Genomic DNA, 18,351 nt, shown 5'->3' on the forward strand with positions numbered 1-18,351 from the left:
TTAATCACCAGGACAGTGGTGATGGCAAGGTCAGAATAGCGCTGAGGCCTTCCCCGTGGTGAAGGCGTTGCTGATTCATACCAGGCCTGAATAACGTCATCATCCAGCCAGAAAGTCATGGAGCCACGGTTGATAAGGGCTTTGTTGTAGGTGGGCCAGTTTGTCATTCTGAACTTTTGCTTTGCCACGGAACGGTCTGTGTTGTCGGGAGGATGCGTGATCTGATCCCTCAACTCAGCAAAATTTCGATTTATTCAACAAAGCCAATCGCAGGTCACAGTCCGTGCGATGTCGTTCAGGCTGAGTGCCCCGATGATATTCATCCGTGTAAGGCTGCCGGTAGTTTTAACCAGTTTGCGCTCACCCCGGTGTATCCAGCCACAACTAAGTTTCGTTGACTGAGTGGGAAGCTTCGCATCCATAAACAGGATGGGTTCTTTATCACCCGCAGTGCGCTTGAGAGCCTCATATTCAGCAATGAACTGCTGCTGTTTTTCTTCGCTGAGTTTATGCGGGACGCCAGTCGGCTTTTTCCATGAAAAACCATTCCGGTGGAGCCACTTGTCCATACCGGGAATGGAGTAAGCCCCCCGAAACGAGTCCTCACAAGGGCAACGATACTGGCTGTGCTCACGTGGACATCAGCGCTGAGCAAACAAATCAGTTCTGCCGAGTGCGCAGAACTGATTTGCTCCTTTGAGTCACTGTTTCCACATGTCAGTTTGTCTTTATCAAGATATACGCGATATGGCGCAGAACAGTGGTCTCATGGATAAGCTGAGATTGCGCAATAATGGCGTTGACCAGCCATGAGCAGAAAGAAGCACGCTGCGAATTCTGTCGCAGACACGACGGTCACGACTTAGGCGGTGCTGAGCCTCAAGGGCTGCAATCTGTTCAGGCGTGAGTCTGATGTTCATTGTTTGAACATCATCCCCTGACAGCATGAAATCAAGCATTTTCAATGATCACGGGTATATTATAATGCGGCCCTACAAAAACACCGATCTTCCGCAACTTAGGTAATGCTACCAACTTACTGATTTAGTGTATGATGGTAATTTTCAGGTGCTCCCGTGGCTTCCATTTCCATCAATTGTCCCTCCTGCTCCGCTACAGAAGGTGTCGTCCGTAACGGTAAAAGCACTGCCAGCCATCAGCGATATCTCTGCTCTCTCTGTCGTAAAACATGGCAACTCCAGTTCACTTACACAGCCTCTCAGCCCGGTACACATCAGAAAATTATTGATATGGCTATGAATGGCGTCGGATGCAGGGCGACTGCACGCGTTATGGGCGTCGGGCTCAACACGGTTTTACGGCACTTAAAAAACTCAGACCGCAGTCGGTAACCTCCCGCATACAACCGGGCAGTGATGTCATCGTCTGTGCTGAAATGGACGAACAGTGGGATACGTCAGGGCTAAGTCGCGGCAGCGCTGGCTTTTTTACGCGTATGACAGAATACGCAGAACGGTGGTGGCACACGTCTTTGGCGAACGCACTATGGCGACGCTGGAGCGTCTTCTGAGCCTGCTGTCGGCCTTTGATGTAGTGGTATGGATGACAGATGGCTGGCCGCTGTATGAATCACGGCTAAAGGGAAAGCTGCACGTCATCAGCAAGCGTTACACGCAGCGAATAGAGCGGCATAACCTGAACCTGAGGCAGCATCTGGCCCGGCTGGGCAGGAAATCGCTGTCGTTCTCAAAATCGGTGGAACTGCATGACAAAGTTATCGGATATTACCTGACGATAAATCACTATCAGTAAATTGAAGTTATTACCAAAATCCGTGCTGAAATCATTTGCTACCTATCGGTAGGTAGCTTACTATCTCGGTCCCTTTTAGCTGATAAAAATTCATCATGAAAAATTCATTTTTACGTCTGTCCGTATCGCTGGCGATTATCACCGTACTCGGACCATCCGCTATCGACATGTACCTGGCTTCCCTGCCTGACATGGCCAAAGAGCTCAACGCCTCGCCAACGCAGATCCAGCTGACGCTGACCGTATTTCTGCTGGCAATGGGGCTGGGACAGCTCGTCTGCGGCCCGATCATCGACGCACTGGGCCGGCGTGTCCCTCTGCTGACGGCTATTCTGGTGTTCACCGTTTGTTCAGTCTGGGCTTCCTGGTCTGATACCATCAACATGCTGCTGTACGCGCGCTTCCTGCAGGGCATGGCGGCATCAATGACGCTCGTCGTGGCCATCAGCATGGTGCGGGATCTCTCATCGGGCACGCAGGCGGCGAAGCTGTTCGCTCTGCTGATGACCATTGAGGGACTTGCTCCGGTGCTGGCACCGGCAATCGGCGGTTTTGTGGATGCCTTCGCGGGCTGGCAGGCCGTTATGCTGGTACTGGCGCTGATGGGACTGTTTGCGTTTATCAATACCTGGTTCAACCTGCCGGAAAGTCTGCCGGCAGAGAAGCGCCAGCCGCTTCGCCCGGCGGCGATCTTGAAAACCTACGGCCGCCTGCTCACCGATCGCGACTATATGCTTCCGGCACTGTCGCTTTCTGCCGCGTTTTTCTTCCTTTTTGTCTACATCGGCGGAGCTTCCATCATTTACCAGACGTCTTACGGCTTAACGCCTGACACGTTCGGCCTGGTATTTGGCGGAACGGGCATTGCCGTTCTGCTTGGCGCCGTCACCGCCGGTCGTTGGGTCAACACTCAGTCCGTCCCCAAAGTGGCCCTCCGTGGTGTGCTGGCAATGGCGGCAGGTGCGGTGGTCGCGGGGCTTTCCGGAACGAGCGGTCTTGGCCTTCCCGGCGTGGTTGCCGGCATGTTTATTGCCATGTTTGGCCTGGGTATTGCTGAAGCCACGCTGATGTCAATGACGATGTCCACGCAGAAAACCGCGCTCGGTTCAGCAGCTGCAGTGCTGGGCGCACTCCAGCTGGGCCTGTCAGCCGCCGCCACGCCGGTTGCCGGATGGCTTTCTGCGCACGGCAGTTCACACTGGCTGGCGTTCCTGGTGTTCTGTGGTGCCGTCGTCGTTCTTCTGACCCTGCTGAGCATCCGGTGGGCGAAAGATGATATAGAATACACGTCAGCGCACTGACAGAGACAAGGTTCGGTTTAATGACTATTTCTTCCTCAGCACAAAAGATCGTGGACGCCGCTGTCCTCCATTTTGCTGAAAAGGGGTTTGATGCGGGCTCCCTGAACACCATCGCCGAAGGCGTCGGCATCAGGAAAGCGACGATATATTCTCATTTTAAAAATAAGGAAGAGCTGTTTCTTCAGGCTTTCACTGAAGCGGTGGAAAAAGAAGGTGCGTTCGTTGACGAGTGTTTTAGCCGCGATGAATGTTCCGGTGAAACCTACCTGACGAACGTAAGCGGCCGGTATCAGGATTCTGCGCGCCTGCGCTTCCTGCTGCGCACGGCTTTCATTCCGCCGGAAGAGCTGCGCGGCACCGTTCAGGAGGGATACGGAGAATTCCTGAATAAGGTAAGAGCACACTTTGTTTCCGGTTTGTCGCCGGAAGTTAGTCTGCGTGAAACGCTGTGGGCGAATGCCTATCTGGGGATAGTTGACAGCGTGCACGTGGAACTTCTGTACGCCTCGGCGACTGCAGCAGAGGCAAGACGTGAGGCACTCTGGTTTATCTTTCACGCGTCCCTAAACAGGACTGAGCGCGGTTAAATGCTCCTGCGGACCTCAAGGTTGCCTTTCATGGCAACCTTTCTTATTTTGTGCACATAGCTACGTACTTAGGTGGTTGTATTTTGAACCATGCAGTCACCGCGTTAACGAACGGAAAAGCAGGGACGTTTTCGGTTCCGGAGGCAGAAGAAGATCGGGGCCGGATGTGCGTCATGTTTGTACGCGGAATTTATACCGGTGAATGCAGCGAATTTTTTGACCATATAAATCCATTTTATGCGGTGCCATCTTCCATGTTAATTTACTGAAAATAAATATCTATTAGCCTTTCATGTACCCCTCTCTTACCATACCAATGTATGCTATGAGTTGAGTTCGCATACTTTCATCTTCTTCTTCACCTACCGTGGCATCCAGATTGCGGAAGATCTTGCCCGCTTCAACAACGCCCATTCGGTTCACAATCTCAGACAGAAACATAACCATCATTTTGTCACGACACTTCTGATCAATATCAGCATTTACATCCATAATTACCTCATCTCAGCTCACAAAAAAATGGCCGCATAGTGTAACAGAATTGTCAGAACTGATGCCGAACCCGGCCTGTTTCCCATAACCCGGCGGTTCCGGGGTGCGGAACGGCAGGAGGGGAAACTAGCAAAAAGGTACTGAAGAGGATTTCAGTACCTGGTTAATGACGGATCTCCTTGGCGTCTCGGAGGCGTCATCTCGTCCCGGACGATTCACGAAAAAAGGACACACCTCACCCTGCCGGGATCACGCCGGGGCACCTGCCTGCACAAAAAGGAGTTGGCCCCGGATCCCGAGGCATCGTCCGGCGCCCCTCTCCGGATTCAGGCGAACGAGAGATAGTGCTTGACGAAGCCGTCGCTGAGCACTTCCCAGACGGTGGACGTGCCCTTGGTGACGAACCACGAATCGCCCGCCTTGAACAGCGTGGTCTGGCCGGTGGACTCGTCGGCGATGCGGACTTCGCCCTGCACCAGCGTGGCCTGCTCGCTGAACGGGTAGACCAGGCGGAACTTGCCCTTGGAGGTGCCGAAGTAGGCAGCTCCGATCGGGGCGTTCGGCGTGCCGTGGGTGAACTTGCCGAAGGCCTGGACGTCGCCGCCTTCGAGGATTTCCGCCCCGATGTCCTTGAGGCTGCCCCAGGAGTCGAGTTCCGAGAGTGTGGTGCCTTGCTTGATGATGGTAAGACTCATGATGGTGTCCTCGCTTTTTGCAATGAAGGATGGCTGGGACTTAACGGCGCCCATGCCAATAGCCGGTGGTCTGGTGCAGCGCCTTGCCGAGGCTGACCAGCAGCGCGCGGTAGTGGTCCTTGCCGGGGATGCCCGTGCGCGGGATGGAGCTGATCAGTCGGTAGCGATCCGACCCGCCGAGAATGCCCTCAGCCAAGATCTTGCAGATGATCTGGCTGGGCGTGACGCCAAAGCCCGAGTAGCCCTGGACATAGAATACGTTCGGTTTGTCCTGCAACGTGCCGACCTGTGGAAACAGGTTGACCGAGGAGGCCATCGATCCGCCCCAGGCCAGGTCGATCCTGACGTCCTTGAGGTAGGGGAAGATCTCCAGCAGCAGGCGCTTGTTCCACGCCTTGAGGTCTTCCGGAATGCGTTCAATCAGTTGCGTGGCCGAGCCGAACATCAGCCGGTTCTCGTTGGTGATGCGGTAGTAGTTGATGACCGGGCTGATGTCGCTATAGGCACCGCGGATCGGGCTGATGCGCTTGATCAACTCATCGCTCAGCGGCTCGGTCACCGAGTTGAAGGCATAGACGTTGATCGTGCTGCGGTGCAGTTCGGGCTCGATGTGGTTGTTGAAGCCATCGACGGCCCAGACCAACTTCTGCGCCTTCACGCTGCCCTTGGCGGTTCTGACCACGACCTGATTGCCGTAGCTCACCTCCAGTGCCGGGCTGTATTCGAAGATGCGCGCCCCGTAGACTTCGGTGACGGCCTTGGCTTCGCCCAGCAGCAGATTGAGCGAATGCACCTGGCCACCGCCCATGTGCAACAAGCCGGCCTTGTATACGTTGGTGCCGATGATCTGCTGGACTTCGGAGCCTTCGAGATAGCGGATCTCGTAGGGAGAGCCGAGCGACTTGAACGCCTTCTCCCATCCTCGCAGCGTCTTGGCCTGGCGACCGTTGTAGGCCATGTAGCCATAGCCGCCGCGGAAATCGGCATCGATGTTGTACTTGGCGATACGCTCGCGCATGATCTGCGGACCCACGTCGCTCAGCGCGAAGATGGCCTTGACTCCTTCCACTCCGACGTCCTTCCTGATCGCGTCGAGATCGTGGCCGATGCCGGCCATTACCTGACCGCCGTTGCGGCTGGTGCCGCCGAAGCCCAGGTACTTGGCCTCCAGCACCACCACGTTGGTCACGCCGTGCTCGGCCAGTTCCAGCGCCGTGTGGATGCCTGAGAAGCCGCCGCCGATGATGACCACATCGGCTTCGATATCACCTTCCAGGGACGGGAAGCTCAAGTCGTATTTCTTGGTCGCCGTGTAGTAGGTCGGCGTTTCGTCCACATGCATTGTCTGTCCTTCTTGCCTGTTTTCTCGAACAAAATGACTGTTGACCTGATTAACTCACGGCCGCAACTCTACTGTCTTTTATAAGAGTGACGGCCGACTTTTGAATTTGTGCCATCGCAAAGATTCTTTCGATTGCACTCTGGCGTAAACGCGCAACGATGTACCGCTTAGTTGATCGCCAGCGACCTCATCTCTGAAGCACATGAGGCGGACATAGGCAACTCATGACGCTATTGCACCGGTATGGAAACCGTCGCGCCGGAACGGATACTCCGATTGCGCGCCACGAATGCTTCCACTGCGTAAATCGCCATCGGGACGGGTGGCCAGCACCTGGTGCAGGGACACCCAACCATGCTCGAAGGCGGCGGCGCATCCCGCCAGGTAAAGCCGATGTAGTGGTCTAATAGATTCGGACACTCTCAGAGGTTATAAAGTTAATAACCAGAGAGGTGACACGATGAGTGGAAGAACGTTTACCCCCGAGTTCAAGCGTGAATGTGCTGAACTCGTTGCTGTAGTGCTGGATCTGTACGCGCGTAAAGTGGTTGGCTGGGCGTTCTCAATGACGGCGGACAGTCAGCTGACACAGCATGCTCTGACAGTCGCCTGGCACAACCGTGGTCGTCCATCAGGTATCCTGTTCCACTCCGATCAGGGTACGCAGTACAGCAGTCACTCTTACCGTGCGACGTGTGCAAGGTATGGAATGACAGCCAGCATGAGCCGGAAAGGCAACTGCTGGGATAACGCAGTAACAGAAAGGCTGTTCCGAAGTCTGAAAACGGAATGGCTCCCCCACAAAGGTTACTGTAGTACAGAAGAAGCGAAGAGAGATGTATCGTTATATCTGAGTGGTTATTACAACAGGATACGACCACACAAGTACAACAGCGGGCTGTCGCCCGCAGAAAAAGAAAGACAAATGCAAAAAGAACCTCTGCCTGTGTCCTAAATGACTGGACCACTACAGTTTCCCTTTTAAAGAGACGCCCCCGCCCCCGGGGGGAAGTAACGGCTGGAGGTCGTGTTGTGATCGCGACCCGTGGCGTGACCTGCGATAGGCACTCGGGGTGACGCCATACGCCTTCTTGAAGGCCTGACTGAAATGCGCCGAATCGAAGAAGCCCCAGAGATAGGCCACGTCAGTGATGCTTGTGTTGGCAAACGCCGGATCTTTCAGACTGTGCAGGGCGCGTGACATGCGAGCCTGCTGGATGTAGCGGGCCGGCGAGGTGCCTGTGTTCTTGAACAGGCGGTGCACCTGCCTGCGCGAAATGCCCAGGTGGCTGGCGAGCGTATCCGGGCCAAGGTGGAGGTCGTGCAGATGGGCGGCGATGAATGTCTGCGCGCGCAGCCAGCGCCCGGCGGATGCCATTTCCTGCCCGGAAGCCACCGGCGAGCGTTGCCAGGCAGCGCTCAGGAGGGTCAGTAGCACTTCGGCGAGGGGGGAGTCATGGGGTTCTAACTCACGGAACTCTTCCAGATACTCCTGGCAAGTATGCCTCACCAGATCTCTAAGTATCCGCCCGCTCAGCGTGCGGTTGTCGATCTTGCGGAACAGCGATCCCTCATGGTGGAGTCGCTGCCGCAAGGCGGCTTCTGGAATATATACTGAGGCATGAGTTATCACACCGCTGGTGGTGATCTCGCAAGCGCAAGTGGTTTCCAGCAGTGCCAGGTCACCCTGCGTCATCGCAATGGTGGCATCGTGCTGGCGGATCAGACTCTCGCCCTGCACCTGGGAGATCAAGTAGCACAATGGTGTCGAGGCCTTTAGCCGGGGCAGTGGCTCGCCGGTGAGCCGTGCCGCGTTGGTGCGTATCAGGCTGAAGCCGACACCGCCCAGTTCGCGGTAGACGATATCGCCGATGAACAGGCCGGGGGCATTGGCCGGCACCGCGTTAAATGCGCCGCAGATCTGCTGCAGCGAGGAGTTCCAGGTGGCGATGTCGGAAGTCTGGCAGTTGCGCGGGATCATGGTCATTGCATCCTTCTGTCTGGTCGATGACCAGGTGATGGGGTTAGGCCACCGGCCAGCCGCAGTAGGTCTTCGCAGTTGGTCAGGGCGTCGGCAGTCATGTGCAGCGGCGTATGGGTCCCGGCATCGGCGGAGTCTGCCAACCGCAGCAGTACAGCGGCGACCCGCCGTGGCTGCGTCGCGAACGAGCGCAGGGCACGCAGCGCCCGGCGCGCCGTCTCGTCGCCGGTCAGGGCCTGGCCCTTGAGCAGGACGATGGCGTGGCCCAGGTTCAGGGCAGCCAGCAGGCTGCGCGGGATCTGCTCGCCGAACTGGCCGGCGCGGCCCAGATGCACCATCAGGCGCAGGATCTGCCGGTGCACGCGGGGCTGCCACACGCTTGCCGGCGCGGCGTCGAGCAGGCGTTCGAGATCGCGGCGGATGTTCTGCGCGGCGGCGGCGGCGCGCTTGTGCGGCAGTCGCGGCAGCAGCAGGTAGCCGCTGCTGACGATCGCGGTGCCCAGCAGCATGGTCGCGGATTCGACCCAGACGACTTCGGCCGGAGCGGCCGGGCGGCCGGCCTGGCTGGCCAGCATGAAGCACATGTTGGCGTCGATGGCCGCCAGCGCAGTGCGCAGATACGTCCGGGCAAAGGCTCCGACCAGGATGAATGGCAGCACGCTCAGTACCAGCAACGCAGGCGTGGCCGCCAGCGGCTGCAGCCCGAGCCGGTAGACGATCGATGCCAGTACGCCGGCGCAGACCCCGGCGAACAGGACCGGCGCGATCTGCTGCGGCAATGGCAGCGAACCCAGCACGATCGAGAAGATGCACAGCGCCATCGCCATCGGTACGATCAGCGGCGTGGCCAGCACATGCACAAGGTTGACGGCCAGCAATGCCACCACGCCGGTGGTCAGTGCGGTCTGCCAGGCCAGCGCCCAATCCCGCGGTGCATCCAGCGGTGCCGGCTCGCCGCCTTGCGCGGCCGCGTCGCCCTGGCGCGAAAACAGTTCCCGCTCAGCCTGGGTGATTCGCTCGATGGCATGGCTCAGGCGCAAGGCGGCCGGATGCGCGTGCGGTGCCGTGGCCTCCCGCTCAGGGGATTCTGCGGGTTCGGAAAAACAACCAGCCGCGCCGGTCGGCGTGGACGCCGAGGCGGCCGCCAGTTCCGCCGTTAGCGCCTCCGGCACCCGGAACCCGCGACGCACTTGCGCAGCCAGCGCATAGGCGGCCGCCATCGCTTCCAGGGTCGCCACCACCAGCGCATCGACATGGCGCTGGCGCTGGCGGCCATCTCGCGAACTGGCCACGACCAGCGCAGAGCGTGCTTCCAGTTCACCGAACTCGATAAGAATGCGCCGCTCGATGTCGGTGCGGTCGGAGGCATGGGCGACGACACGGCCGGCCAGTTCCAGGGCATTGCCGGCGAGCTGGCGCACGCTGCGGTAGAACTGTTCACGGGCCGAGGGCGGAGTCCAGAACGCCATCACCAACGTGGTGACCACGACCCCGATCAGCGTGCACTCGACCCGCTCGACCGCCAGGTGCATGGATGCACTCGGATCTAGTGCCGAAGGCACCACCACCACGGCCGTCGTGATCGCCGCCATCATGCTGCCGTAGGCGCTGACGCCCGGCTGCAGATGCGAGGCGCCCGCGCACAGGCCGATCGCCAGTGCCGCCAGCAGCAACGGCACCGGCTCCGGCACCGGCAGATGCAGCACACCAAAGCCCAGCGACGCACCGCACAGCGTGCCGGCGATGCGGTAGGCGGCCCGGCCCAGCAGCACCCCGCGCGTGGCCTGGGTGACCACCCACACCGGCATTGCGGCCCAGTAGGCGTTCTCCACATACAGCGATGCGGCGATCGCGAACGACAACCCTGCGGCCGTCGCCAGCCGCAGGGTCTGGTCGATCCGTGAGCGGTCGCGCTGCTGCCAGAGCCGTCCCCTGGTGGTCATCGCTCAGTGCCGGATGATGATGGACTTGAGTTCGGTGTAGTCCTCGATGAACGCCGAGCCGAACTCGCGGCCGATGCCCGACTCCTTGACGCCGCCGAACGGCACCGCCGGGTCGAGCAGCGTGTGCATGTTGACCCACACCGTGCCGGCCTCGATGCGCGGCACGAAGTTCAGCGCCTTGGCAAGGTCGTTGGTCCACAGGCTGGCAGTCAGCCCGTAGGGCGTGTCATTGAATAGGCTGAGCAGTTCCTCCTCGTCGTCGTAGGCCAGAAAGGTGCCGATCGGCCCGAAGGTTTCCTCGTTGAGCAGGCGGGCCTGCGCGTTGTTCACGCGGATCGCAGTCGGAGTGACGAAGTAGCCGGGGCGCTCCAGCGCCTGGCCGCCGTAGACGATGGTGTTGCCCTCACTGCGCGCCTGGGCGAAGAACTGATTGATCTTGTCGAAATGCGCCTTGTTGGACAGCGGGCCGAACTGGGTGTCCTCATCCAGCGGATCGCCGATGCGCAGATCGGCCAGCGCCTTGGACAGCTTCTCCAGCGTCTCGTCGATGCGCGAACGGTGCAGGAAGAAGCGCTCGCCGGCCGCGCACACTTGGCCCTGGTGGATGAAGCCCGCTTCCAGGATGCCGGCCACGGCCTTGTCCGCATCCACGTCCTTCAGGAAGCCCACCGAGTTCTTGCCGCCCAACTCCAGCGTGGCGCGGGTCAGCTTGGCTTCCAGCGCGCTGCGGCCCACAGCGATACCGGTCGGCACCGAGCCGGTGAAGCTGACCTTGGCTGTGCCGTCGTGGGCGATCAGTTGCCGCCCGGCGTTGCCGCCGCCGCTAACCACGTTGAGCACGCCCGGCGGCACGCCCGCCTCGGTCGCCAGTTCGGCGATGCGCAGCAGCGTCAATGGCGTGAACTGGCTGGGCTTGATGATGCTGGTGCAGCCGGTGGCCAGGGCAGAACCGAACTTCCACGCCGCGATAAGGATCGAGAAGTTCCACGGCACGATGCCGACCACAATGCCGACCGGCTCGCGCCGGGTGAAGGCGCTGTAGCGTTCGCCGTTGAACGAGGGCAGCGACGGGCTGATCGTCTCGCCGTTGATGCGCGTGGCTGCGCCGGCATAGTAGCGCAGGAAGCCGACCGCCTGGTCGACCTCGAAGGCACGCGAGATCTGGATCGTCTTGCCGGACTGGCTGGTCTCAATCTGCGCCAGTTCCTCGCGGTGCTTGAGCAGCAGATCGGCCAGGCGCAGCAGCACGTTGCCGCGCTCGGCCGGTGGGGTGCGCGCCCAGTCGCCGTGGAAGGCCTTGAGGCTGGAAGCAACCGCGGCATCGACGTCGGCGTCGGTGGCATCGGCGATGCTGGCGATCGGCGTGCCGGTGGCCGGGTTGACCACCACGATGCGCTGGCCCGCGCCGGCGACGGCAGCGCCGTCGATGTAGTGGCCGTGCTGGCGTGCCAGGAAAGCCTGAACCTGGGGCAGTAATGAAATCGTAGCCATGACAAGATTCCTTTTCAAATAGGGGCTGAAATCACTGGTGTGACAAGCTGGTGGACAACTCCACCCTGGATGGATCGAGATTGCGTTGAAGCGCGTTCAACGCCTTCAAAGTGGTCTTGGCCTCTGCATCAGAGACATCGCGAAAAAGCGTTTCACGGACGACCTGCAACGCCAGGCGCATAGACTGGTGCAGGCGTTTTCCCTCCCGCGTCAGCCGCACGACGTTGGCGCGCCGGTCCGAACGGTCGGCCTCGCGCTCGACCAAGCCGCACTCGACCAGTTGGTCCAGCGTGCGCACCAGCGTCGGACCTTCGATGTTGAGGATTTCGGTAAGGCGCCCTTGCCGGACATCCTCGCCTAAGCGCGCGAGGTAGCGCATGGGCAGTGCCGCCGTCTCCGTCAGGCCATAGGGCTTGAGGGCTTTATCCAGTTCCTGGCGATACAGGCGCGCCAGCAGGACCAGCTGCATCCCGACTTCTTCCAGCAATGCTTCACGATTCATATGATAGCCTTCCTATTAAATAGCCACCCTAACATATTGTGAAAAAATAACCTATGCAACTCAGGTCAGATAAAAGCGTTCGATAAAGGCGGTTGTTGCTGAGCTAAGGCACCAGCGAAGGGGCAAGACTAACCACCGTAGTTAGGGCAATGGGCCATGCCTAGTTCCCTGGAGGAGAGCTGGGCATGTGGGTCAATGCCCGGTCAGTCCGTGGCCGTCATGGGGATTGTGCCTGGCGCTGTAGTGGGTCAGCACCAGGACGACCACACCAATGAACGTGAGGAATACCAGTCAGCTCAATGCCCTCCGCTCGGACAGCACGCCCGCTCGCGGTGTGGCGGCCGAGGAGATCACCAGTTGCAGCCCGCCCAGCAGCGCCGCCGTGGATCCGAGTGAGCACTGCTGCGAAGCCATGGCCATCGACATCAGCGTGGCCTCGGCGATGCCCAGTCCCGCGAGCACCCCAGGCTCAGAAGACGCTCCAGCGTAGCCATGGTGCGTTCACCAAAGACGTGGGCCACCACCGTTCTGCGTATCCTGTCATACGCATAAAACAACCAGCGCTGGCGGGATTTGGCCCCGACGTAGCCCCACTGTTCGTCCATTTCCGCGCAGACAATGACGTCACTGTCCGGTTGTATGCGCGAGGTTACTGACTGCGGCGTGAGTTTTTTAAATGGCGCAAAATGGTGTTGAGACCTACGCCCATTATACGTGCGGTGGCACGGCAACCAACGCCGTTCATGGCCATATCAATGATTTCCTGGTGTGTACCGGGCTGAGAAGCGGCATAAGTGAACTGAAGCTGCCATGTTTTACGACAGTGAGAGCAGAGATAACGTTGATGCCCGGCAGTACTTTTGCCGTTACGCACCACGCCTTCAATAGCTGAACAGGAAGGACAGCTGATGGAAATGGAAGCCACTGGAGCACCTCAAAAACACCATCATACACTAAATCAGTAAGTTGGAAGCATTACCGCACTTTCCCACCTCTGATACCTCAGCGTTAATGCAATTATGGACGAATGTGCCCTGCACAATCTTTTGCTGAAGAACGCAGACCGGCTTCCCCGCTTTAAAGTAACAACGACACCAAGCCATAACCTGTTATCTTGTTATCTTTTCATCTTTTCATCTTTTCATCTTTTCATCTTTTCATCTTTTCATCTTGTTATCTTGTTATCTTGTTATCTTATTATCTTTTTGTTTTAATTACATTTTAAATCATATAGTTAACAATTTAACTGCCTAACAACTTAACAATTAAGTTGTACTCTGAAAGCAGGAATGACAAAATAAAGTTGTTAACTTAACAACTTAATATGAGGCTATGATGATTATTGTCCTGGGCAGTCAAAAGGGTGGCGTTGGTAAGAGCACACTGGCAGTATCAATAGCCGCATATTTAATGTCACTCGATAAACGGGTACTGATTGTCGATGCTGATGATCAAAAGTCAGTGTTAACCTGGTACAACAACCGTCCTGAAACTCTCCCGCATATCCCGGTCACCGGAGCCACAGGTAACATCAAGGCAATGCTTAAAGAGCACGAAAAATCTTATGATTTCGTGATTGCCGACTGTGCAGGTCGCGATAGCGCTGAGATGCGCAGTGGGTTGATGGCTGCAGATGTATTCATTTCTCCGTTACGTCCATCGCAGATGGATTTAGACGTTGTCCCGCATACCTGTTCAGTGTTTACAGCAGCAAAAGACTTTAACGAGAAGGTCAGAGGGTTTCTGGTGCTGAATATGACCCCGACGAACATGTTCGTGAACGAAGCAAACCAGGCTGCCGATGTCCTTAAGGACTTTCCTGAAATGCAGCTGGCCAGCTCACGGGTTTGTGATCGTAAAGCACACAGGGATGCTTGGGCCGAATCTATGACAATCTTTGAAACACAGAATGATAAAGCCCAACAAGAAGTTGAGGCGCTGGTTAAAGAGGTGATCCTGTGAGAAACCGCGTAAACACACTACCACGTGACGAGGCAGCATTTATCAACGGAGGTTCAGCCGGTATTGATACAGCCAGTACACATAAAGAAAAAAACAAGGTTGTAACAAAGGCAAAGCCCGTCAGCATATCTTTCTTTGACGAAAATCTGAGAGACATAGATGATTTAATTCGTGAGGAAATGGTATCAGGCTCTACAAGAGTTAACCGTTCAGATGTAGTCAGGGCGGGCTTAGAGGCGTTAAAAAAACTTTCTAAATCAGAGATATCCTTCCTGATAGCAGAAGCGAAGCAAAAGTAGCACACCTGCATTGCTAATTTAACAACTTATTAAGTTAATAACTTGTTATTTATCCAGTTTCAGAAGTATTTACTATACATTATCAACTGCCGTACGGCTTTGTTGAATAAATCGAACTTTTGCTGAGTTGGAGGATCAGATCACGCATAATCCTGATAATGCAGGCAGTTCCGTGGCAAAGCAGAAGTTCAAAATCACCAACTGGTGCAACTACAACAAGGCCCTGATTAATCGTGGTTCCCTCACTTTCTGGCTGGATGATGAGGCGATTCAGGCCTGGTATGAGTCAGCAACGCCTGCATCACGCGGACGGCCTCAGCGCTATTCAGACCTTGCCGTCACCACCGTTCTGGTCATTAAACGCGTATTCCGGCTGACCCTGCGAGCCGCACAGGGCTTTATTGATTCCATTTTTTCCCTGATGGGTGTCCCACTGCGCTGCCCGGACTACAGCAGCGTCAGCAAACGGGCAAAGTCGGTGAATGTCAGTTTTAAAGCGCCCACCCGGGGTGAAATAGTCCATCTGGTGATTGATTCCACAGGGCTGAAGGTCGTTGGCGAAGGTGAGTGGAAAGTCAAAAAACACGGCAAAGAACGCCGCCGTATCTGGCGTAAACTGCATCTGGCTGTTGATGCCAGTACACATGAAGTCATCTGCGCGGACCTGTCACTGAACAACGTCACGGACGCTGAAGCTTTCCCGGCGCTTATCCGGCAAACCCACCGAAAAATCAGGTCAGCGGCGGCGGACGGCGCTTACGATACGAGACGATGTCATGACGAACTGCGTCGCAAGAAAATCAGTGCGCTCATCCCTCCCCGAAAGGGAGCGGGCTACTGGCCGGGTGAGTATGCAGCCCGCAATCGTGCTGTTGCCAATCAACGGCTGAGCGGGAGCAATGCCCGGTGGAAATGGACAACGGATTACAACCGTCGGTCAATAGCAGAAACGGCGATGTACAGGGTAAAGCAGTTGTTCGGTGGTTCGCTGACGCTGCGTGACTACGATGCGCAGGTTGCAGAGGCTATGGCCATGGTGCGTGCGCTGAATAAAATGACGAAGGGAGGCATGCCAGAAAGCGTACGTATAATCTGATAACTGCAACCGACTACGAAGATGCCTGCCCCAAATCTGATTTATTCAACAAAGCCCCGATTAGATACAAAAAAAACAAAGGAGAATGAGATGGATATTTGGGGAATTATGGAAAAAGAATTGATTCAGTACAGAGATCTAACTTCCTCTCTGCGCATTCATACTATGTATTATGAAGACAGGTGTCATTCACTGATATCACAGATAAAAGCATCAAGTTTTGATGAAAGTCAAGAACTCTTTGATGAGCTATTTGCCATACAATCATACATGTCAACTGCATTATACAAATACAGCTTTCAATTAAGTGATAAGTTGCAAAGCTTTGTTTATTGTTTCGAGCGTCAAAGTGATTTTATGCGGAAAAAGTGGTATGAAGATTTTAAAAATGGTCTGGACTGGCCTGAATATTGAGTCTGACTTAGGATTTCTTTAATAGTTCGAAATTTTGCTGAGTTGAAGGACCAACTCAGTTTCTTGATTGAATTCGCACATTTTTCACTACCAAATTAAATCCAGCGCACATATTTGACAAACCACCCCACGTCTCAGTTTATATTTCTAAAATAACTGAATTTGACGATTGGTAAGAATGACAACCCACAGTTTTCAAGCGTGATACCCTAAATAGCTGATCCTAATACCGCTACACTTTTGCGAGACCATGTCGGCCCCCCGGGAACGGACTGGCTGTTTTTATAAAATGGCGTACCTTTTTCAGTAGTTGCCACATAGAACGGCACTGATGGTTTCGGGTAATCGTCTCATGCAGCGCCAGCCAGAGTCGCTCAATATGGTTTACCCACGGTGAATACACCGGCTGATAAATCACGATGAACTTCGGGTTGGCTTTCAGCCAGCGCTGGGTTTCATGGCTTTTATGGATGATGTAGTTATCCACGATCAGCGTGATGCTCTTAGCCCGCCGGTAACTGGCTCTCAGATGTACCAACAGGCTGATAAATAACTTTGAACTTTTACTGCTGCTGCCAACATAGCTGACCCGCCCGGTGCCACTGTTCAGCGCACCGGCAAGGTAGTATTTTTCATTCTGGCCGGGCGTGACCACCTGCTTTTGCTGACCGCGCAACTGCCAGTCAGCCCCGATTTTGGGATTAAGATGGATATCCACCTCGTCTTCGTAAAAAACAGGATGCTCTGCACAACACCGGGACAGTGCCGCATTTATCGCTGCCATTTTTTCCGCCCGGTTCGGGTCACGGATACGCAGCGTTGGTGCGGCTCTGCGCCAGACCAGTCCTGCTGCAGGCAACCAGCGGCGCACGGTGGAAGGGTGCAGGTCACAGCCGGTTATCTGGTTGATTTTTATCGCCAGTAACTCCGTACTCCAGCGTGATCGCTGATAACCAAAATCACCGGGAGAGCGTTCAACAAGTCGCTTCAGCAGGGCGCATATCTGTTCAAAGGGCCAGCGTCGTCCGCGCCCTGGCGGCAGGGATTTAAGCCCTTCAACGCCGTAAAGTGTGAACCAGTTAATCCAGCGCCCGACGGAAGAACGGGCGCAGCAGAGCGCTCTGGCCACATGGCTGACACATTCGCCCCGGTGCAACATCAGCATGGCAATAAGCCTGCGGGCATGATTCTTGTCGGGAGTTTTGTGAATGGTTTTCTGCATCAGGCGTCGTTCGCTGCGTGGAATTGGTGCTATGATCGGCATCGCTCAGTCCGGTTGGTGATTTGTGATGTTTGGCGATTGATCAGATCGCACAATCCGGGCTGAGTTCCCTCAAAGTGATCTATTATTCGGAACAGCTATTTAGTCTTTTCATTAAGGGATACCAGTAGTCAATAGCTGCATTGCCTGTTTCCTCATAGTTTTTCCACAAAAAACAAGAGGTGTGTTGTTAGGGATTTTTCTATAAGAAAAAACGTTACCGCCAAACCTAAAATCACGGTAAATAAATGAGAATGGTAACAATCTGTTTATTTTTTTATCTAAATCCAGGTTATTTATGACTTCTCAATATCATCAATAATTAATTTTCCAGAAAATGAAAAGTCATCTAAGTATGTTATATGTCTGAATTTTTACAAGCCAGACTTATCATCATCGAGAGATGAAACAGGAAGCGATAAGTGAATATCATCTAGTATGAAATTATTTAGTTTTTCTGTTATTTCCTCTTGACTGCCGCCATGAGATTGAATGCTGAAAAAATCATTTCTTTTCTATGGGTCTGACGAATAAGTCCTGGGAATGCCTCTGCATCAGCCACATTATTCAGGGACAGGTCAGCGCAGATAACCTCGGGGTATCTGCGTCCACAGCCAGGTCAGTTTCCGCCAGACGAGGCCCTTTTCCTGAGCGTGTTTTTTCATCTTCCACTCCCCTTTACCGAAGACTTTTAATCCGGAGGAGTCGATAACCAGATGGGCAATTTCGCCGCGCGTAGGGTTTTAAACGGGATGAGTTGATAATATAATTAGTGAAATAATAACCTGTCGAAACACGCACAACAAACCTCTGTTCCGGTGCTGATATGGGCCTCAAACTTCGCATTGAATGCTTCGAACTGCTTACTGAGCGGTTTATCTGTGAAGACTACTCTGATGACCTAGGCGATGATGGCTCTGTCATCGAACGTCTGGGCCTGCCGCTTGAAAACAACATCAATAACGGCGGCTTTAACGTTCTTCCTGAGTGGGTGGCTGTACTCCAGCCCTTTTTCTCAGGACCGATAGAACCGGACCATTATCTTTACCAGATTTCATTTGATTACCGTGACGGTGACTGGTAACAGACCCTGCTGGAACGAAAACTCACATCCGACTGGCCAGCAGATGGTGCAGCAGTGGGTCGTCACCGGCCACAGGTTCACGACGCCAGCCCGACTGCTTCAGCAGGTCGTCCAGACCGGCGAGGTTA

17 protein-coding genes and 5 pseudogenes are annotated in these 18,351 nt (G+C 55.4%); 9 read left to right on the forward strand and 13 right to left on the reverse strand.

The features are described from left to right. Both IBT47_RS26210 and IBT47_RS26215 read right to left on the reverse strand, forming a co-directional pair. On the reverse strand, positions 1 to 233 hold a 233-nt coding region (locus tag IBT47_RS26210; protein WP_200564105.1), incomplete at its 3' end, for a transposase. 21 nt (positions 234 to 254) lie between these two features. Beyond that, positions 255 to 590, reverse strand: a pseudogene (locus tag IBT47_RS26215) (winged helix-turn-helix domain-containing protein); the annotation flags it as partial. 486 nt (positions 591 to 1,076) lie between these two features. Between IBT47_RS26215 and IBT47_RS26220 the strand changes: the two are divergent. From IBT47_RS26220 to IBT47_RS26230, 3 genes and pseudogenes are all read left to right on the forward strand, one after another. Beyond that, positions 1,077 to 1,773, forward strand: a pseudogene (locus IBT47_RS26220) (IS1 family transposase). 95 nt (positions 1,774 to 1,868) lie between these two features. After that, entirely contained in the window at positions 1,869 to 3,074 is a 1,206-nt protein-coding gene (locus IBT47_RS26225) for a multidrug effflux MFS transporter (RefSeq protein ID WP_200564109.1), read from the forward strand. A gap of 20 nt (positions 3,075 to 3,094) precedes the next feature. Further along, complete coding sequence (locus tag IBT47_RS26230) at positions 3,095 to 3,661, forward strand: TetR/AcrR family transcriptional regulator (RefSeq protein ID WP_200564111.1); 567 nt, start codon at positions 3,095 to 3,097, stop codon at positions 3,659 to 3,661. A gap of 282 nt (positions 3,662 to 3,943) precedes the next feature. Here IBT47_RS26230 and IBT47_RS26235 read toward each other — a convergent pair whose 3' ends face one another. The 3 genes from IBT47_RS26235 to IBT47_RS26245 all read right to left on the reverse strand — a co-directional run bounded on the left by IBT47_RS26235 (position 3,944) and on the right by IBT47_RS26245 (position 6,190). Beyond that, positions 3,944 to 4,153, reverse strand: coding sequence for a hypothetical protein (locus tag IBT47_RS26235; RefSeq protein WP_200564113.1), 210 nt, complete (start codon positions 4,151 to 4,153; stop codon positions 3,944 to 3,946). A gap of 326 nt (positions 4,154 to 4,479) precedes the next feature. Then, positions 4,480 to 4,848, reverse strand: a complete 369-nt coding sequence (locus tag IBT47_RS26240; protein ID WP_200564115.1) for a cupin domain-containing protein — start codon at positions 4,846 to 4,848, stop codon at positions 4,480 to 4,482. A gap of 40 nt (positions 4,849 to 4,888) precedes the next feature. After that, positions 4,889 to 6,190 (reverse strand): FAD-binding oxidoreductase, encoded by a 1,302-nt coding sequence (locus IBT47_RS26245; RefSeq protein WP_200564117.1) that lies wholly within the window; start codon positions 6,188 to 6,190, stop codon positions 4,889 to 4,891. 511 nt (positions 6,191 to 6,701) lie between these two features. On the opposite strand from IBT47_RS26245, the pseudogene IBT47_RS26250 reads away from it, so the two are divergent. Next, a pseudogene (locus tag IBT47_RS26250) lies at positions 6,702 to 7,145 on the forward strand (IS3 family transposase); the annotation flags it as partial. Positions 7,146 to 7,157: 12 nt separating this feature from the next. Here the strand turns inward: IBT47_RS26250 and feaR are convergent. The 6 genes and pseudogenes from feaR to IBT47_RS26280 form a co-directional block, all read right to left on the reverse strand. Continuing rightward, positions 7,158 to 8,177 carry a transcriptional regulator FeaR gene (feaR, locus tag IBT47_RS26255; protein ID WP_200564121.1) on the reverse strand — a complete coding sequence of 340 codons (1,020 nt, stop codon included), beginning with the start codon at positions 8,175 to 8,177 and terminating at the stop codon, positions 7,158 to 7,160. Further along, a complete protein-coding gene (locus tag IBT47_RS26260) occupies positions 8,174 to 10,114 on the reverse strand; it encodes an FUSC family protein (RefSeq protein WP_200564123.1) in 1,941 nt (646 codons plus the stop codon). Before IBT47_RS26260 ends, feaR begins: the two co-directional genes overlap by 4 nt. A 3-nt stretch (positions 10,115 to 10,117) precedes the next feature. Beyond that, on the reverse strand, positions 10,118 to 11,605 hold the full coding sequence (locus IBT47_RS26265; protein WP_200564125.1) for an aldehyde dehydrogenase family protein: 1,488 nt from the start codon (positions 11,603 to 11,605) through the stop codon (positions 10,118 to 10,120). A gap of 31 nt (positions 11,606 to 11,636) precedes the next feature. After that, positions 11,637 to 12,107 carry a MarR family winged helix-turn-helix transcriptional regulator gene (locus tag IBT47_RS26270; RefSeq protein ID WP_200564127.1) on the reverse strand — a complete coding sequence of 157 codons (471 nt, stop codon included), beginning with the start codon at positions 12,105 to 12,107 and terminating at the stop codon, positions 11,637 to 11,639. A gap of 291 nt (positions 12,108 to 12,398) precedes the next feature. After that, on the reverse strand, positions 12,399 to 12,569 hold the full coding sequence (locus IBT47_RS26275) for a hypothetical protein (protein ID WP_200564141.1): 171 nt from the start codon (positions 12,567 to 12,569) through the stop codon (positions 12,399 to 12,401). Between the two features lie 2 nt (positions 12,570 to 12,571). Beyond that, positions 12,572 to 13,032: pseudogene (locus IBT47_RS26280) on the reverse strand (IS1 family transposase); the annotation flags it as partial. A 410-nt stretch (positions 13,033 to 13,442) separates the two neighbouring features. Here IBT47_RS26280 and IBT47_RS26285 point away from each other — a divergent pair. The 4 genes from IBT47_RS26285 to IBT47_RS26300 all read left to right on the forward strand — a co-directional run bounded on the left by IBT47_RS26285 (position 13,443) and on the right by IBT47_RS26300 (position 15,878). Next, positions 13,443 to 14,069: a ParA family plasmid-partitioning AAA ATPase gene (locus IBT47_RS26285; protein ID WP_200564139.1), complete on the forward strand. Its 627-nt coding sequence runs from the start codon at positions 13,443 to 13,445 to the stop codon at positions 14,067 to 14,069. Then, entirely contained in the window at positions 14,066 to 14,368 is a 303-nt protein-coding gene (locus IBT47_RS26290) for a hypothetical protein (RefSeq protein ID WP_200564129.1), read from the forward strand. The genes IBT47_RS26285 and IBT47_RS26290 overlap by 4 nt, the downstream gene beginning before the upstream one ends. Positions 14,369 to 14,495: 127 nt before the next feature. Then, positions 14,496 to 15,464 carry an IS5 family transposase gene (locus IBT47_RS26295; protein ID WP_200564131.1) on the forward strand — a complete coding sequence of 323 codons (969 nt, stop codon included), beginning with the start codon at positions 14,496 to 14,498 and terminating at the stop codon, positions 15,462 to 15,464. Between the two features lie 90 nt (positions 15,465 to 15,554). Then, complete coding sequence (locus IBT47_RS26300) at positions 15,555 to 15,878, forward strand: hypothetical protein (RefSeq protein WP_200564133.1); 324 nt, start codon at positions 15,555 to 15,557, stop codon at positions 15,876 to 15,878. 232 nt (positions 15,879 to 16,110) lie between these two features. On the opposite strand, the gene IBT47_RS26305 is transcribed toward IBT47_RS26300, so the two are convergent. Both IBT47_RS26305 and IBT47_RS26310 read right to left on the reverse strand, forming a co-directional pair. Beyond that, positions 16,111 to 17,142 carry an IS630 family transposase gene (locus IBT47_RS26305; RefSeq protein ID WP_200564135.1) on the reverse strand — a complete coding sequence of 344 codons (1,032 nt, stop codon included), beginning with the start codon at positions 17,140 to 17,142 and terminating at the stop codon, positions 16,111 to 16,113. Between the two features lie 508 nt (positions 17,143 to 17,650). Continuing rightward, a pseudogene (locus IBT47_RS26310) lies at positions 17,651 to 17,879 on the reverse strand (transposase); the annotation flags it as partial. Between the two features lie 86 nt (positions 17,880 to 17,965). Here IBT47_RS26310 and IBT47_RS26315 point away from each other — a divergent pair. Continuing rightward, a complete protein-coding gene (locus tag IBT47_RS26315; RefSeq protein ID WP_200564137.1) occupies positions 17,966 to 18,223 on the forward strand; it encodes a colicin E3-like toxin immunity protein in 258 nt (85 codons plus the stop codon). Positions 18,224 to 18,351 lie beyond the last annotated feature (128 nt).

Origin of the sequence: Erwinia sp. S43, from assembly GCF_016624745.1 — a bacterium.
GTDB lineage: Bacteria > Pseudomonadota > Gammaproteobacteria > Enterobacterales > Enterobacteriaceae > Erwinia > Erwinia coffeiphila.

Excerpts from the sequence above, each read along its gene's own strand:
- IBT47_RS26225 (WP_200564109.1), top strand. The coding sequence starts at position 1,869 with ATGAAAAATTCATTTTTACGTCTGTCCGTATCGCTGGCGATTATCACC.
- IBT47_RS26230 (WP_200564111.1), top strand. The coding sequence starts at position 3,095 with ATGACTATTTCTTCCTCAGCACAAAAGATCGTGGACGCCGCTGTCCTC.
- feaR (WP_200564121.1), bottom strand. The coding sequence starts at position 8,177 with ATGACCATGATCCCGCGCAACTGCCAGACTTCCGACATCGCCACCTGG.
- IBT47_RS26265 (WP_200564125.1), bottom strand. The coding sequence starts at position 11,605 with ATGGCTACGATTTCATTACTGCCCCAGGTTCAGGCTTTCCTGGCACGC.
- IBT47_RS26240 (WP_200564115.1), bottom strand. The coding sequence starts at position 4,848 with ATGAGTCTTACCATCATCAAGCAAGGCACCACACTCTCGGAACTCGAC.
- IBT47_RS26285 (WP_200564139.1), top strand. The coding sequence starts at position 13,443 with ATGATTATTGTCCTGGGCAGTCAAAAGGGTGGCGTTGGTAAGAGCACA.
- IBT47_RS26260 (WP_200564123.1), bottom strand. The coding sequence starts at position 10,114 with ATGACCACCAGGGGACGGCTCTGGCAGCAGCGCGACCGCTCACGGATC.
- IBT47_RS26300 (WP_200564133.1), top strand. The coding sequence starts at position 15,555 with ATGGATATTTGGGGAATTATGGAAAAAGAATTGATTCAGTACAGAGAT.
- IBT47_RS26315 (WP_200564137.1), top strand. The coding sequence starts at position 17,966 with ATGGGCCTCAAACTTCGCATTGAATGCTTCGAACTGCTTACTGAGCGG.
- IBT47_RS26270 (WP_200564127.1), bottom strand. The coding sequence starts at position 12,107 with ATGAATCGTGAAGCATTGCTGGAAGAAGTCGGGATGCAGCTGGTCCTG.
- IBT47_RS26235 (WP_200564113.1), bottom strand. The coding sequence starts at position 4,153 with ATGGATGTAAATGCTGATATTGATCAGAAGTGTCGTGACAAAATGATG.
- IBT47_RS26245 (WP_200564117.1), bottom strand. The coding sequence starts at position 6,190 with ATGCATGTGGACGAAACGCCGACCTACTACACGGCGACCAAGAAATAC.
- IBT47_RS26305 (WP_200564135.1), bottom strand. The coding sequence starts at position 17,142 with ATGCCGATCATAGCACCAATTCCACGCAGCGAACGACGCCTGATGCAG.